Source organism: Rhodococcus sp. Eu-32 (genome assembly GCF_003336925.1).
Taxonomy (GTDB): domain Bacteria; phylum Actinomycetota; class Actinomycetes; order Mycobacteriales; family Mycobacteriaceae; genus Rhodococcoides; species Rhodococcoides kyotonensis_B.
In genome coordinates this window covers 277249-292339 of sequence record NZ_QGNK01000001.1, presented here as the reverse complement: position 1 = coordinate 292339, position 15091 = coordinate 277249, and the positions used below count along the sequence as shown (strand labels likewise).

Annotated in this window: 13 protein-coding genes; 2 read left to right on the top strand and 11 right to left on the bottom strand. The window is 65.7% G+C overall.

Going from position 1 to position 15091, the window contains the following annotated elements:
* Positions 1-196 precede the first annotated feature (196 nt).
* The 8 genes from DK926_RS01455 to DK926_RS01420 all read right to left on the bottom strand — a co-directional run bounded on the left by DK926_RS01455 (position 197) and on the right by DK926_RS01420 (position 9319).
* Positions 197-1459, bottom strand: a complete 1263-nt coding sequence (locus DK926_RS01455; RefSeq protein ID WP_114328125.1) for an ABC transporter permease — start codon at positions 1457-1459, stop codon at positions 197-199.
* The gene (locus DK926_RS01450; RefSeq protein ID WP_243636583.1) at positions 1456-2700 is read right to left on the bottom strand and encodes an ABC transporter permease; all 1245 of its coding nucleotides are present in this window, start codon (positions 2698-2700) and stop codon (positions 1456-1458) included. Before DK926_RS01450 ends, DK926_RS01455 begins: the two co-directional genes overlap by 4 nt.
* Complete coding sequence (locus DK926_RS01445) at positions 2693-4192, bottom strand: ABC transporter ATP-binding protein (protein ID WP_114328123.1); 1500 nt, start codon at positions 4190-4192, stop codon at positions 2693-2695. The genes DK926_RS01450 and DK926_RS01445 overlap by 8 nt, the downstream gene beginning before the upstream one ends.
* Positions 4193-4206: 14 nt before the next feature.
* Positions 4207-5304, bottom strand: a complete 1098-nt coding sequence (locus tag DK926_RS01440) for a BMP family ABC transporter substrate-binding protein (protein ID WP_243636582.1) — start codon at positions 5302-5304, stop codon at positions 4207-4209.
* A 112-nt stretch (positions 5305-5416) separates the two neighbouring features.
* Positions 5417-5917 carry a YbjN domain-containing protein gene (locus tag DK926_RS01435; RefSeq protein ID WP_068427382.1) on the bottom strand — a complete coding sequence of 167 codons (501 nt, stop codon included), beginning with the start codon at positions 5915-5917 and terminating at the stop codon, positions 5417-5419.
* Positions 5914-7254: a D-inositol-3-phosphate glycosyltransferase gene (mshA, locus tag DK926_RS01430; RefSeq protein WP_243636581.1), complete on the bottom strand. Its 1341-nt coding sequence runs from the start codon at positions 7252-7254 to the stop codon at positions 5914-5916. Before mshA ends, DK926_RS01435 begins: the two co-directional genes overlap by 4 nt.
* 33 nt (positions 7255-7287) lie before the next feature.
* Complete coding sequence (locus DK926_RS01425; RefSeq protein WP_068427477.1) at positions 7288-8124, bottom strand: alpha/beta hydrolase; 837 nt, start codon at positions 8122-8124, stop codon at positions 7288-7290.
* 31 nt (positions 8125-8155) lie between these two features.
* Complete coding sequence (locus DK926_RS01420) at positions 8156-9319, bottom strand: ROK family protein (RefSeq protein WP_243636615.1); 1164 nt, start codon at positions 9317-9319, stop codon at positions 8156-8158.
* Between the two features lie 415 nt (positions 9320-9734).
* Here DK926_RS01420 and DK926_RS01415 point away from each other — a divergent pair, with 415 nt between their 5' ends.
* Positions 9735-10490 (top strand): SDR family NAD(P)-dependent oxidoreductase, encoded by a 756-nt coding sequence (locus DK926_RS01415; RefSeq protein ID WP_068427378.1) that lies wholly within the window; start codon positions 9735-9737, stop codon positions 10488-10490.
* 60 nt (positions 10491-10550) lie between these two features.
* On the opposite strand, the gene DK926_RS01410 is transcribed toward DK926_RS01415, so the two are convergent.
* From DK926_RS01410 to DK926_RS01400, 3 genes are all read right to left on the bottom strand, one after another.
* Entirely contained in the window at positions 10551-11747 is a 1197-nt protein-coding gene (locus DK926_RS01410) for an Ig-like domain-containing protein (protein WP_207890708.1), read from the bottom strand.
* Positions 11748-11891: 144 nt separating this feature from the next.
* Positions 11892-13442: an MBL fold metallo-hydrolase gene (locus DK926_RS01405; RefSeq protein ID WP_114328117.1), complete on the bottom strand. Its 1551-nt coding sequence runs from the start codon at positions 13440-13442 to the stop codon at positions 11892-11894.
* Between the two features lie 72 nt (positions 13443-13514).
* Positions 13515-14570 (bottom strand): UDP-N-acetylmuramate dehydrogenase, encoded by a 1056-nt coding sequence (locus DK926_RS01400; RefSeq protein ID WP_207890707.1) that lies wholly within the window; start codon positions 14568-14570, stop codon positions 13515-13517.
* Between DK926_RS01400 and DK926_RS01395 the strand changes: the two genes are divergently transcribed.
* Positions 14557-15060, top strand: coding sequence for a DUF2505 domain-containing protein (locus DK926_RS01395; RefSeq protein WP_114328113.1), 504 nt, complete (start codon positions 14557-14559; stop codon positions 15058-15060). The genes DK926_RS01400 and DK926_RS01395 overlap by 14 nt on opposite strands.
* Positions 15061-15091 lie beyond the last annotated feature (31 nt).

The following is a 15091-nucleotide window of genomic DNA, read 5'->3' as shown; positions in this document are numbered from 1 at the left end:
CGGCGCCGCAGCTAGTTTCGTTCTGGTCAGAAACAAACACGACAACAGGAGAAGATCCGTGTTCAACGATTTCCACAACAACTTCGTGCAGCCCTTCCAGCAGTGGGCGCCGCAGCTTCCGGACTGGTTCGCCTGGTTGCGTTTCGGACGCTGATGCGCAAGTGACGGTGGGGCCCGTGCATGCGGGCCCCACCGCTCAGGACTTCACGTACGGCTTACCGGCCGCTGCTGGACCACGTACGTGTCCGACGAGTCCGGCGACCGCGAAGATCGTCACCACGTACGGCAGCATCAACATGAACTCGCTCGGCACCGGCGAGCCGATGATTCCCAACACGTTCTGCAGATTCGACGCGAAACCGAACAGCAAGGCCGCCAACGTGGCTCGCACCGGATCCCATCGTCCGAAGATGACCGCGGCGAGGGCGATGTAGCCCGCACCTGCCGTCATCTCCTTGCCGAACGCGCCCACGGATCCGAGCGTGAAGTACGCGCCGCCCAGCCCCGCGATGGCGCCGGCGAGGCACACGTTCCAGAATCGCGTCCGCGCAACATCGATACCGACGGTGTCGGCGGCCTGCGGATGCTCGCCGACGGCACGTAGCCGCAGTCCCCACTTGGTGCGGAACAGGCCGAACCAGACGAATGCGACGACGACGTACATCAGATAGACGATCAGCGTCTGCCGAAACAGCACCGGCCCGATCACCGGGATCTGCGACAGCACCGGAATCTCGATGCGCCCGAATCGAGGTGGCGAGTTGAGCGCCTCGGTGTTCTTCGTGAGCACCACCGAGTACAGGAAACTCGTCAGCCCCACGACCAGCACGTTGAGCACGACGCCGACGATCACCTGGTTGACGAAGTACTTGATCGAGAACATCGCCAGCAGCGACGCGGTCAGCGCCCCTGCGGCCAATGCCGCGAGCAGCGCGACGTACGTCGACCCGGTGATCGAGGCGACGACAGCGCTGACGAACGCCCCCGACAGCAACTGCCCTTCGATGGCGATGTTGATGACACCGACGCGTTCGGAGATCACGCCGCCCATCGCACCGAAGATGAGGGGCGTGCTGAGCGCGACCGCACCGATGAGCAACCCGGGCACCGGAACCGTTGCACCTGCAGCAGCCCACGTCAGGAATCCGACGACGAACAGCACCGCATAGACGCCGAGCAGCCAGAGCGGGGTCCTCGTGCGCTGCACTGCATTCCACGTGGCATAGGCAGTGATCAGGGTGAGTACGACGAACACGGCGATTCCGGTTCCCGACGTCGGCAGCCCTACCGCCGGGAGTGCGAAGAAGTCGTTCTCGCTCGCGAGAGCGAAGGTCGTCGTACCCGACTTGCCACGAAACACGAACAGCACCAACGCGAGAAGCGTGACGACGCCGAGGATGCCGGGCACCTTCCAGCTGCGGGCGGGTGCCAGAACGTCGGGTTCTTTCACGGTGGTCACAGTGCCGCCACCTTCGCGGTATCCGCCCGTGCCGCGACCTCGGCGCCCGGCGGTGGTAGTCGGAACACCGCTCGAACCAGCGGCGGCGCGGCGATGAACAGCACGATGACGGACTGCACGACGAGCACGATGTCGATCGGGATACCCTCGGCGGCCTGCATCGCGAAGCCACCTGCCTTGAACGCGCCGAACAGAATTCCGGCGAAGAACACACCCCACGGCTTCGATCGGCCGAGCAGTGCGACGGTGATGGCGTCGAATCCGATTCCGGCGTCGATGTCCGCGCCGAATCCGGTGGTGACCGTGCCCAGTACCTGCGCGACGCCTGCGAGACCGACGAGAGCACCGGACAGCACCATCGCGTACAGGTACATCCGGTTGACGTCGATACCCGCAATCTTCGACGCGTGCGGATTCTCACCGACGGCACGGAACCTGAATCCGAGCGACGACCGCTCGAGCAACCACCAGACACCGACGGTGACGATCACGACCAGCAGGAATCCCAGATGCAGCGAGTACCTGTCTCCGAACAGCTTGGGGAACACCGCCGTCGACTCCATCGCCGCCGTCTTCGGGTTGTTCTGGCCGGGCGCCTGCAGCGTGCCCGGGGTCCTGAGCAGGTAGGCGACGAGATAGAACGCGACGTAGTTCAGCATGATCGTCACGATCACCTCGTGAGCGCCGGTGCGCGCCTTCAGAACTCCGGCGATACCGCCCCACACCGCACCGCCGACGACGCCCGCGACGATCGCGAGGACGAGGTGCAGCCCGGCGGGAAGTTGCAGCGAGAACCCGACCCAGCCCGCGCATGCTGCGGCGATGAGCATCTGTCCGCGACCACCGATGTTGAACATGCCGACGCGAAACGCAAGCGCCACACCGAGACCGGCGACTATCAACGGTGTCGCGAACGTCAGTGTCTCGGTGAGCGGCTTGATGCCGTTCTCGAATCCCGGGCGTCGGAAGTTGTAGACCGATCCCTGGAACAGCGACGAATACGCGCCGGACACCGCATCCCAGATCGCGGTGAGCATGTCCGTCGGCCGCGCGAAGAAGTAGCCTGCGGACTCCTGCACCTGCTCGTCGGTAACGGCGATGAGCACGGCGCCGACCACGATCGCGAGCACGACCGCGAACACGGAGATGATCGCGCTCCCGGTGAAAATCTGCCGTAGGACCACGTGAGCACGCGACGGCTCCTGCGGCGCCTGCTTTTCCGACGCACCTGCGTCAGCCATGTTCTCCACCCATCATCAATCCCAGAACTTCGCGTGACGTGTCGGCCGGAACGATGCCGACGATCCGTCCGCGATACATGACGGCGATGCGATCGGCGAGTGCTGCGACCTCGTCGAGTTCGCTGGACACGACGATCACCGGCACGCCCGCGTCGCGCGTCGCGACGATGCGTTTGTGCACGAACTCGATAGAGCCGACGTCGATACCACGCGTCGGCTGCGAGGCCACGAAAAGCCGCAGCTCCCTGCTCAATTCGCGGGCGAGCACGACCTTCTGCTGGTTACCGCCGGACAGCCGGCCGACGGCGGTGCCGATACTCGGGGTTCGTACGTCGAATTCCTCGACCTTCTCGGCGGCGAACGCGTCGAGAAAGTCGCGGCGTATCGCACCGCGACGCACGAACGGCTCTCCGGTCGATCGGTCGAGCATCAGGTTCTCGGCGATCGAGAATTCGCCGACGAGGCCATGAACGGTGCGATCCTCGGGAACGAATCCGACGCCGGCACCGAGTACGTCGTGGACCGACGACCCGACGAGCGAGACGCCGTCGAGGACGATCTCGCCGGTGAGACGTTCACGGGCGCCGAGCAGAGCCTCGACGAACTCGCTCTGGCCGTTCCCCTGGACACCGGCGATCGCAAGAATCTCTCCGGACCGGACGTCGAGGCTGACGTCGTCGACCACCGTGTGGCCGCCGGCGTCGAAAACGGTCAGATTCTTGATCGACAGTGCAGCGTCGCCCGGCGTCGCCGGTGCCTTCGACACGGTCAGCTGCACGTCGCGACCGACCATGAGCGCGGCCAGTTCCGCATTCGACGCCGTGGGCTCGGCCTCGCCGACGACCTTGCCGAGCCGGATGACGGTGATCCGGTCGGCCACCTCGCGCACCTCACGCAGCTTGTGCGTGATGAACACGATCGTGGTTCCCGACGCGGCGAGCTCGCGCATGATGCGCATGAGGTCGTCGGTTTCCTGCGGGGTGAGAACGGCCGTCGGCTCGTCGAACACGAGCACTTTCGCGTCGCGACTGAGGGCTTTGATGATCTCGACGCGCTGTTGCACGCCGACGGGGAGCTCGTCGACGCGCGCGTCGGGGTCGAGGTCGAACCCGAAGCGTCCCGATATCTCGCGGACGAGCGCGCGTGCCGCGTCGAGATCGAGACGTCCGCCGCTCCTGGTGGTCTCGTGGCCGAGGATGATGTTCTCGGCCACGGTGAACACCGGAATCAGCATGAAGTGCTGGTGCACCATGCCGATACCGGCGTTCATGGCCTCGCCGGGTCCGGCGAAATGCTGCTCGACGCCGTCGAGCAGAATGTCACCCTCCTCGGCCCGATAGAGACCACTGAGCACGTTCATCAGCGTCGATTTGCCTGCGCCGTTCTCGCCGAGCAGGCAATGGATCTCGCCCGGCTCCACGACGAGGTCGATGGAATCGTTGGCGACGAGCGATCCGAAACGCTTGGTGATGCCGCGTAGTTCGAGCTTCATTGCTTACGTGGTACTTACTTGGGCGACGACGGCGACTCGACGGTGATGGAGCCGTCGACGATGCCTGCCTTGATCGCGTCGAGTTCACCCTGCAGTGCCGGATCGACCTGCGACTCGTAGTCGTGGAACGGCGCGATGCCGACGCCGTCGTTCTCGAGCGTTCCGACGTAGGGCGCGTTGTCGAACGATCCCCCACCGGAATTGGCGACGACCTCGTCCACGCTGGGCTTGAGGCCCTTCGTGACCGACGTCAGCAGCAGGTCGCCGACCGACGGATCCGATTCGTAGACATCGGCGTCGGCGCCGATCAGGGCGATGGGACGCGACGAGTCACGGATGGCCTGCGCGGCACTCTGATAGATCGGGCCGCCGACCGGGAAGATGACGTCCGCGTTCTGGTCGATCAGGCCCTGCGCGGTGTTCTTGGCGACCGCGTTGGCCTCGAATCCGCCGGTGAACGAACCGTTCTGGGACGGAACGTCCCACCCGATGACGCGCACGTCGCGGTTCTTCTGCTCGTTGAAGTAGTTGACTCCGTCGGCGAAGCCGTCCATGAAGATGGTGACCGTCGGCAGCTGCGAACCACCGAACGTGCCGACGATGCCGGTCTTGGAGAAGCTGGCTGCGGCGTACCCCGCGAGAAATGCGGACTGCGCGGCGTCGTAGGTCAGCGGCTTGACGTTCGGCAGGTCGATCGACGAATCGTCGATGATAGCGAAATCGATGTCCGTGTTCGCCTCGGCGGCGGACTTGGTGGCGTCGGCTAGATCGAAGCCGACGGTGAGGATCAGGTTGCAGCCCTGATCGATCAGGTTCGAGATGTTGGGGTTGTAGTCCGTCGGCGACGCCGACTCGACGGTGATCGGCTCGACACCGAGCGAGTCCGAGGCCTCCACCAGGCCTTCGTAGCCGAGCTGGTTGAACGACTTGTCGTCGAAGCCACCCGCGTCGGAGACCATGCACGGCTTGAAATCGCCGGAGGCACTCCCGTCTGAATCCGAGCCGCTGTCGTCGGGTGCTGAGCCACATCCGGCGACGAGTGCGACGGCGCCGAGCGACGCGACGCCGCCGAATGCCAGTCTCCGAGTACGTGAACGGATGCCGACGGTCAAGACTTCCTCCATGGATCGTGCAGTGCGGTGTTCGTTGCTATGTCTGATTCGGGACGCTACTCGCCGCCCGTGAAGTCCGCACCATTTCACATCCGACCCGAGACTTCGTCGGCTATTCCTCGATCAGGTGCTCGAACGCCTTCAGGTTCGCCAACGATTCCCCGCGCGACACACGCCACGCCCACTCACGTTTGATCGATTCCGCGAAACCGAGTTCGAGCAGAACGTTGAAGTCACCGTCTGCGGCTTCGAGTACCTGCCCCAGCACGCGGTCAATCTCGTCGCCCGTCACGGCGTGCGTCGAGATACGGCCGACCAGATAGATGTCGCCGATCTTGTCGATCGTGTAGTGCACGCCGTAGAGCCTGCGGTTGCGCCGAAGCAGATACTTGTACACGCCTTCGAAGTTCTCGTCGGGCTTACGGCACACGAACGCTTCGACGCGCACACCGTGGTTGCCGACGGTCAGCATCGTCGTCGTCTTCAGCTTGCGCTCGCCCGGGAGTTCGACGACGAACGAATTGTCGTCCTTGCGTTGATATTCGAGCTCCCGCTCCTTCAACATCGCATCGATCGATGCGGCGGTGTCCTTCGGCGACTGCGCTTCGCTCATGCCTTGACCACTCCTCGTCGTAGCTTCGACAGACCGCGCGTGCGGCGCGGCGAGAACTCGCTGGGCGCTTCACCCAAGGCGAAGTGGAACTGCGCGGCTCGATAGCTCTCGAGCAGTCCCTCGGCCGTGTGCTCCCACGAGAATTCGGACGCGTGCCGAGGCGCGGCAGACGCCATGCGCGCCAACGCGTCTCGATCGCGAAGCATGTCACCGAGCGCACGCGCCCAGTCGTCCGTCCGGTGCCCCTGCACCAGAACGCCCGTCTCACCGGACCGCACAGCGACCCCGAGTCCACCGACGTCGGCCGCGATGACCGGAGTGCCACACGCCTGCGCCTCGATCGCGACGAGGCCGAAGGATTCGTTGTAGCTCGGCACCGCAACGACATTCGCGGCCCGATAGATCTGCGCCAGCACGTTCGACGGCTGCGGCTGCAGGAACGTCACCCGGGTCGAAATTCCGAGCTCGTCGGCGAGCTCGATGAGACTGTCCGGCCGGTCGAGCCCGCTCCCCGACGGACCGCCGACGACCAGAATGCGAAGTGGCAGTTCGGGTTCCCGCGCGCACAGTTCCGCCGCAGCCTTCAGCAACACGTCGGGCGCCTTCAACGGCTGGATCCGACCCACGAACGCGACGACGGTTTCACGTGGATCGATACCCAGGTGCGCTCGCGCCGCGAGCATGTCGCCCGGGTGATACTGATGCAGATCGGCGCCGGGAGCGACGACGTCGACCGCGTCGGCGGATGCACCGTAGATCTCGATGAGCTGCTTGGCTTCCTCGGAGGTGTTGGCGATCAGCCGATCCGCCTCCGCGACGACCTGCTGCTCACCGATCTGCCGAGCGGGCGGTTCGGGAGAATCGCCTGCCGCGAGCGACGCGTTCTTGACGGCCGCCAACGTATGAGCGGTGTGGACGAGCGGGACGCCCCACCTGTCGCGAGCCAGCCACCCGACCTGACCCGAGAGCCAGTAATGAGAGTGAACGAGGTCGTAGTAACCGGCGTCGTGACGCGCTTCCTCGCGCAGAACACCTGCGGCGAACGCGCAGAGCTGCGTCGGGAGATCCTGCTTGTCGAGGCCCTCGAACGGCCCGGCGACGATGTTGCGCACCAGCACGCCCGGCGCCGCTTCGCGCACCGGCTCGTCGGACGACGACGTCGCGCGGGTGAAGATCTCGACCTGCACACCGCGTTTCGCCAGCTCCTTGGCCGACTGCAGCACGTACACGTTCATGCCGCCCGCGTCGCCCATACCGGGCTGCGCCAGCGGGGACGTATGCAGCGACAGCACGGCAACCCGGTTCAGCTGGCGTCCACTCACCGCTCCAGTCTGCACGCCTCCACAGTACGGACGTCCACAGACCCCGCGTTACAGCCCGTCCACGAAGGCCGAGACATCGCTCAGGAACCGTTCGGGGTCGGCGACGAACGGGCCGTGGTCGACCCCGTCCCAGTACGACTCCGTCACCGTCGGTATCAGCGACGCGGCGTGACGGCCGGCGGACACGTCGACGACGGTGTCCTCCGTACCGTGCAGCACGAGGGCGGGCACGTCCAGGGTGCGCAGCAGTTCGTCGTTCGACGCGGCGCGGTCGAACAGCGCGGCCCGCACCCGAGGCGGCGTCGCGAGCGTCAGCCCGAACAGCGCCTGCGCCTGCGCACCCTTTCCGTCGACCGGGCCGGTCAGAGCGTTGCCGAAACTGCCCAACGCGCGAATCGCGACCCGCGGTTCCTCGGCCATCGCGTCGGGAATCGCTGCCCGCATGGACGTCCCGACGCGTCCGCCCTTCTCACCCCGCCCGATGCTCGTGATCGCGCCGACGAGGACGATGCCGGACACGGCGTCGGTGCCGTGCACGGAAAGGTAGTCGCAGATGACGAGCCCGCCGTACGACCAGCCGAGAAGAACGGCGTCGGACGTGATTCCTTCCGCGGTCAGTACGGCGTCGACGTCGCCCGCCCAGATCTTCGAGTCGTCGTAGCCGCTCGTCGGTGCGTCCGAGTAGCCGTGACCGCGGAGGTCGACGGCGATGACCCGGTACGTCGCGGCCAGCTCGGTGAGCACCGAGTCGCCCCAGCAGGCCGACGACTGCGCCCACCCGTGCAGCAGCACGAGCGGTCGGCCCGATGGAGCGCCCGACACGCGGTAGACGATGTTGGTCCCGTCGATTCCGGTGGCCTGACGCACCGGTCCTCTCGTTGCCATGGTCGACATCATGACAGTGAGGTCCGTCGGATCAGGCAGCGGCACGTCTCATCGATGCGAGCGGATCCGAGTACACCGAGCTGAGCGAGACGACCGCCGCCGCGTACTCCTGTACCTTGTTTCCGAAGCCGGTGACTCGAATATCCTTGCGCGGCAACGTCGACGTGCGTCCGAACGCTTCGGCGACGTGCGGCAGACCGGCCTCGTACTCGGTGAAGGCCTGGCCACCGAGCACGACGCGATCCGGGTTGAACAGATCGCGCAGCAGACCCACGGTGCGGCCGAGGATCTCCGCACGTTCGACGAGAATGTCCCGCGCACCCGCCGAACCGTCGTGCGCCGCCCGGTACAGACCGGCGACGGAAGCACCGGAAGCGAGCACTCCGCGTTCGATCGCTGCGGCGAGCACCGCGCGATCGCTGACGGATGCTTCGAGGCATCCGCGATTCCCGCACTCGCACAGCGCATTCGAGCCGGTGGGCAGATGCGCGATGGAACCGGGACCGGTCGACGGCGTGTGCACACGACCGTCGATCGTCAACGCGATACCGGCGGTTTCACGCGCATAGAAGAACAGGCTCGTCCCCGTCGGCGCGGCGTCGGCTCGGGCGGGCGTCAGCAACAGCTCCGACGCGGCCATCGCCTCGACGTGACCGGACACCGAGACCGGCAGACCCATTCCGCCGCCGACGATGGTGCCGACCTGCGCGTTCTCCCAGCCGAGGCGGGGATGGTCGACCGATCCGGTGGCCGCGTCGACACGACCACCGAGCGCGACGCCGACCCACAGCGGGGTGCGACGGTGCCACCGAGCAGCGAATGCGGACGCACTGCGGGTGATCGCACGCAGCGCGACCTCGGCAGGCCCGCCCGGAGTGGGGATCTCGACCGCACCGAGAATGCGACCGCGCAGATCACCGACGACGATGCCGGTGACGAGGGCGCCGATGTGGATGCCCACCGTCGAGAAGGGCTCGTGATTGACCTCGAACGGCACCCGCGGACGGCCGATGGCGCCCGACGTCGTCAGGTCGCCGCGTTCGCGGAGCAACCCTGCACCGAGCAGCGACGCCACCTGCCTGTTGACCGTGGCGATGCTCAAACCTGTTGCGCGAGCGGCGACGTCGCGCGAAATAGGACCGCGAGCCGACGCGAGGCGCAGCACCGAGGCTGCGGGACTGTCGGCGATGCGCAGGTCGGGAGCGACAACCTGAACCCTGTTGTTCTGCGTCGGTCGCTGAGCACCGGGCGTGGAACGGGTACCCCGGCGAGACGCAGCGGGAGACGTTTTCGGAAGAGTGGCAAGTGACACGTGTTTCGTCCTCGGCAATAGACCCGTACGACAAGGAACGGGTGGTGCATGAATCGGTCAGAGCAGCGCAGAAACGAGAATGCGAGCACGCCGTCGCACAGAACTAGCGACGGACTTCGAAACCGAGACAACACAGTTCGCGAGGAAGCGGCAGCCGAGAACCCAGGGCAGCGGTCACGTACGTGACGCGCAGAGCTGGCGTGTGGCTGGCGGACATGACCGCCAAATTAGCACTTCTGCGGCCGATCACCAATCCTCGCCCCGCGAGCGGCAGACGCCTGAGACTAGAATTCGGCACATGACATTGTCCGAACAAATCTCGTCCGACGCCCGTGTCGCCGTTGTCACCGGAGCCAGCTCGGGCATCGGTGAGGCCGCCGCTCGCCAACTGGCCGAGCAGGGCTACCACGTCGTGATCGGGGCGCGTCGCGTCGACCGCCTCGAGAAGCTTGCCGCCGAAATCGGTGGCACCGCACTGCAATTGGACGTCACCGACGAAGACTCCGTCGCAGCGTTCACCGCCGTGATTCCCCGCGTGCACGTGTTGATCAACAACGCGGGTGGCGCCAAGGGCCTCGCCCCCGTCATCGACGCCGACCTCGACGACTGGCGCTGGATGTGGGAGACCAACGTGCTCGGCACGCTGCGCGTCACGAAGGCTCTGCTGCCCAAGCTGATCGAATCGGGCGACGGCCTTGTGGTCACCATCACGTCGGTCGCGGCCTTCGAGGCGTACGACAACGGCTCGGGCTACACGTCCGCGAAGCATGCTCAGGCGGTGCTGCACCGCACGTTGCGCGGCGAACTGCTCGGCAAGCCGGTGCGGCTCACCGAGATCGCGCCCGGTGCCGTCGAGACCGAGTTCTCGCTCGTGCGTTTCGACGGCGACGAGTCCAAGGCCGACGCCGTCTACCAGGGCATCACGCCGCTGGTGGCCAAGGACATCGCCGAGGTCATCGGCTTCGTGGCGTCGCGCCCGTCGCACGTCAACCTCGACCAGATCATCATCAAGCCGCGGGATCAGGCCAGCCCGGGGCGGTTCCACCGGACGTAGGCGCCTTCGGCGCACGTGCGTGCGAATGTACAGCGGGCTGTACATTCGCACGCACGGGTGCTACGCCGCACCCATGGACTCCCAGGTCGGCCAGTCGATCGCCCAGTCGTACAGATCGCCGTCGGCAGCGGACAGGTCGATCGACGTTCCCGTCACCTCGACCGGATCGCCGTACATCGCCGTCCCGAAGTACTGCTGCGCATCCTCGGTCGACAGATTGATACACCCGTTCGTCACGTTCGACGCGCCCTGCACACCCGTCGTCAACGGGTTCGCGTGGATGAACTCACCGTTGTTGGAGATTCGCACCGCCCAGCGTTCGCGGACGTTCTCGTAGAACGGCGGGTTCGACATCAGGAAGTCCTCGTGCTTCTCGGTCACGACGTGGATGCCGCTGCGCGTGACGTTGCGCGTCTCGTTGCCCTCGCCGTAGCTGACCGGGATGTCCATGATGGTTTCGCCGTCGCGCACCACCTGCATGCGGTGGCTGGTGGCCTCCGCCTTGACGATCTGACTGCGGCCGATGGTGAAGTCGAGGGTCACGTCGTCGGCACCGTAGGCACCGCCGCCGTAGTCGACCCCGTACAGATTCGCCTGCACCGACACCGTCGTGCCCGGAGCCCAGTAGTTCGTCGGACGCCAGTGCACGCGCGAGCCGTTGTCGTCCGGGAACCACGCCCATGCACCGGGCGTCGGCGGGTTGGTCGTCACCGTCAACCGCTGTTCGACGGCCGCCTTGTCCTCGATCGACTGGTCGAACTGCAGAATGATCGGCGCTGCGATGCCGACCTCCTGGCCGTCGCCGATGTTCGTGCTCACCGACGTACGACTGTCCGGTTCGACGGTCGTGAAGCTGCCTTCGACGTCGACGGTCTTGCCGTCGGTACCGATCGCTTCACCCGCCCACGTGTATTCCGATCCGTAACCGAGTGGCTCGGTGATCGTGTACGACGCCTTGTCCGGTGCCAGCGCACCCTGGACGACCTTCCCGGAGGGGTTCGTCAGCGTGACCTCGTTCAGGGTTCCGTTCGCGACGGACACCGAGATCGGGGCGATCGGACTGACGTCCTCGGCCCCATCGGTCGGGTTCTGAGTTACCTTCGCGACCGGCGGCGCCTCCGTCGTCGACGCGGCACTTCCGGTGGATCCTCCGTCGGAACCGATGGTGCACCCTGCGACGAGCGCCGCCAGTGCCGCGATCGCTGTGATCAACCACAACAACCGAGTCCGATTTGTCCGTTCAACCTGCTCATGCACGTTTTCCAACGTACTCGGGGACTTTCGACGGATACGCATCGAGACGGGGGCTGCGGTCCGATTCACACCGAATTCACGGCTGCAACCGGACATTTCGCGCAAACAGTCGGCAAACGCACGCGCGTCGGCGTGACCAGCGCGGCGCTACAGCTTGGTCGACCGCAACTCGTGACCGCGCGACGTCAGGCAACGACCCGTGTCGAGGTTCCAGTCCCAGCCGTGCAGGTTGCACGTGAGTTTGTTGCCCTCGACGATGCCGAACTTGGACAGGTCGGCCTTCAGGTGCGGGCAGCGACGCTGAATCTCGTAGCCGTCCTTGACGATCGTGGCGCTGTCGTCGTGTGCCTCGGCGAACCAGCCGTCGGCGTACGCGATGCGCTCGTCCGTCAGGCATTTGAAGAACGTGTACAGGAACTCGTTGTACCCGCCGACCCGTCGAGCACGGAACCGGGTGGACAGGAAGATCGAGTTGACCCAGTCCGGTTCCTTGTCGCGCACTACGGTACGCACCAGCTCCGCCGGGATCGTGAAGCTGTACCGGAACCGCTCCTTCAGCAGCGGCTCACGCACGATCCGCTTCGGAAAATCGAGTACGACGGTTTCTGCGCCGAGCATCAGCCCGACCGGGTAGCCGATGCCGTCGCAGATCTGATCGGTCTGAATCATGATGGGCTCGAACAACTCTCGCAGCGGTTCGAGCAGCGGTTCGCCGTCCGCCGACGCCCACGCCGCCTTCTCGGCCGCGATGACGCCTGCCTGACGCTGCGCGTAGTCCTCGATGTACTGCGCTTTGCCGGTGGTGAAGATGGCTTCGACTTCCGGGGTCGGGATCGGATGCTCGTGCGAGACGAGATCGCTGCCCTTGAACGTCGACGTCGTGCCCGGAATCTGCAGCAGTCCCTTGTCGTGCCCGTTGCGTCGCATCTGATCCAGGAAGACCATCTGGTCCGGGAAGATGTTGGACTTCTCGTCGTACACGTCGTTGAGGAACCGCAGTTCGTCGTCGAGGAAGCACGGCGGGCCCGCCGACGGCACGACCCACGTGGCACCGATCTGCTCGATGTACTGACGCGCACGGTCCATCTGACGCTGACGCTTCTGCTCGCCGAACGACTTCTTCGCGCGCTCGACCATGTCGTAGACCATCGGATACCAGATGGCCCCGGAGTACTGCAGCATGTGGACGTCGACGTGCCCGAACTGTTCGGTCAGCACGTCGAGATCGACGGGACGGGCGTCGTTCATGTTGAACGCGACGGTCTCGCCGTCGGACACGACGAGGCCCGAGTCACCGATCGGACCGTCCGCGGGCGCACGCAGGGCGATGATCATGATGTCGAGATCGCCCTTGGGACCGGACAGACGGTGCTTGACCGAGTCGGTCGTCTCGAAGAACTTGTGGAAGCCGAGCTTCTCGAGCTCGTGCTTCAGGTCCGGCACCGGGTAGTCGGGCAGCAGGACGGTCGCGTCCTTGTTGACGTGATCGGCCAGGTTCTTCGGATCGAAGTGGTCCTTGTGCAGGTGCGAGACGTACAGGTAGTCGCAGTTTCCGAGCGCGTCCCAGTCGAGCTGCGAGTTGTCCGGGAACGGAAACCACGAGGTGAAGTAGGCAGGATTCACCCACGGGTCGCACAGGATGCTGCCCGCATCGGTCCGAATGTGGAACCCCGCGTGCCCGACGCTGGTGACCTGCACTGAAAACTCCTTACAACGCTGACGTACGAAGACTCCATGGTAGGCGCTCGAACCGACACGACCGCCCGGGAATCAGGCGAGCGAGCAGCCGACCAGATCGCATTCGGGCACGAGTGTGATCCCGAACTCTGCCTCGACCCCGTCGCGGATGTGCGACGCCAGAGCCATCACGTCGGCCGTCGTCGCGCCGCCGCGGTTGGTAATGGCGAGCACGTGTTTCGTCGACAGCGCCGCGGTGCCGTTGCCGAACTCGGTGCCGTAGCCGTGCGCGAAGCCGGCGTTCTGGATGAGCCATGCGGCGTGGATCTTGATTCCCGACGGATCCGGGTACTGCGGAGCGCGCGACGCGCTCGAAGGAACCTCGGCCAGCACGGGATTCAGGAAGAAGGAGCCGACGCTCCACGTGTCGTGGTCGGACGCGTCGAGCACCATGCCCTTCTGGCGACGAAGATCGAGCACCGCCTCGCGCACGTCCTTGGCGGCGACGGTGTCCCCGATGGTGACGCCGAGCCGGTCCGCCAACCCCGCGTACCGCACGGGATCCGACGACCCCGAACGCCGCAGCCGCATCGTCGTGTCGAGGATGACGTACCGCGTCGAATGCTTGAAGACCGACTGACGGTGCAGCCCGAAGCCGCATCGCTCGGGACCCCAGACCGACGTCTCGCCCGTCTCGCGGTCGTACACGGTCAACGACTCGAGCACGTCGGACGTGACGGTCCCGTACGCGCCGACGTTCTGCACCGGCGTCGCACCCGACAGACCGGGGATGCCCGACAGCGCTTCCAGTCCGGCGAGGCCCTCGTCCAACGAACGGGCGACGACGCCGTCCCACCGCTCCCCAGCAGCGACCCACATCGAGTCGCCGTCGACCCTCACGCCCGACGTCTCGACCTTCACGACGAGGCCGTCGAAGCCGTCGTCGGAGACGACCAGGTTGGATCCACCGCCGACCAGCAGCACCGGGGTTCCCGACGCGTCGGCGTCACGCACGAGGGAGACGAGCTCGTCGGATGTCGACGCGACGGCGAATGCGCGAGCCGGGCCACCGACGCGCATCGTGGTGAGACCTGAAATTGCGGTAGGCACGGGAGCCCAGGGTACCCTCCCGCGTATGCCTCGCCCCATCGCGCACAGCGCGTCCGTTCCCGCATCTGTCGACAAGGTGCACGCCGCACTCGTCTCCGAGCAGTACTGGAAGGACCGCATCGCCGAGATCGGTGGACCCGGCGCCCAACTCGTCAGCGCCACCACGCTCAACGGCACCATCAGTGTCGTGATCTCGCAGTCGATCCCCGAGGAAGAACTGCCCGCCGCGGTCACCGCATTCAAGAAGGGGCCGCTCGTCATCGAACGCACCGAATCGTGGGGCCCGTTCGGCGGCAACCGTGCAGAGGGCAAATTCGGCGCGACGGTCGACGGCGCACCCGCGTCGATCTCCGGCACCACCCTTCTCGAGGGCGACGAGACGTCGTCGACGATGTCGCTGTCGGGAACGACCGAGGTCAAGATCCCGCTGTTCGGCAGCAAGATCGAGGCGATGATCAGCGAGCAGGTCCTTTCTCTGATCGACAACGAGCACGACTACACCGGCAACTGGATAGCGAAGAACCTGTAGCAGACCTACTCGGGAACTGCCGGTACCCTGG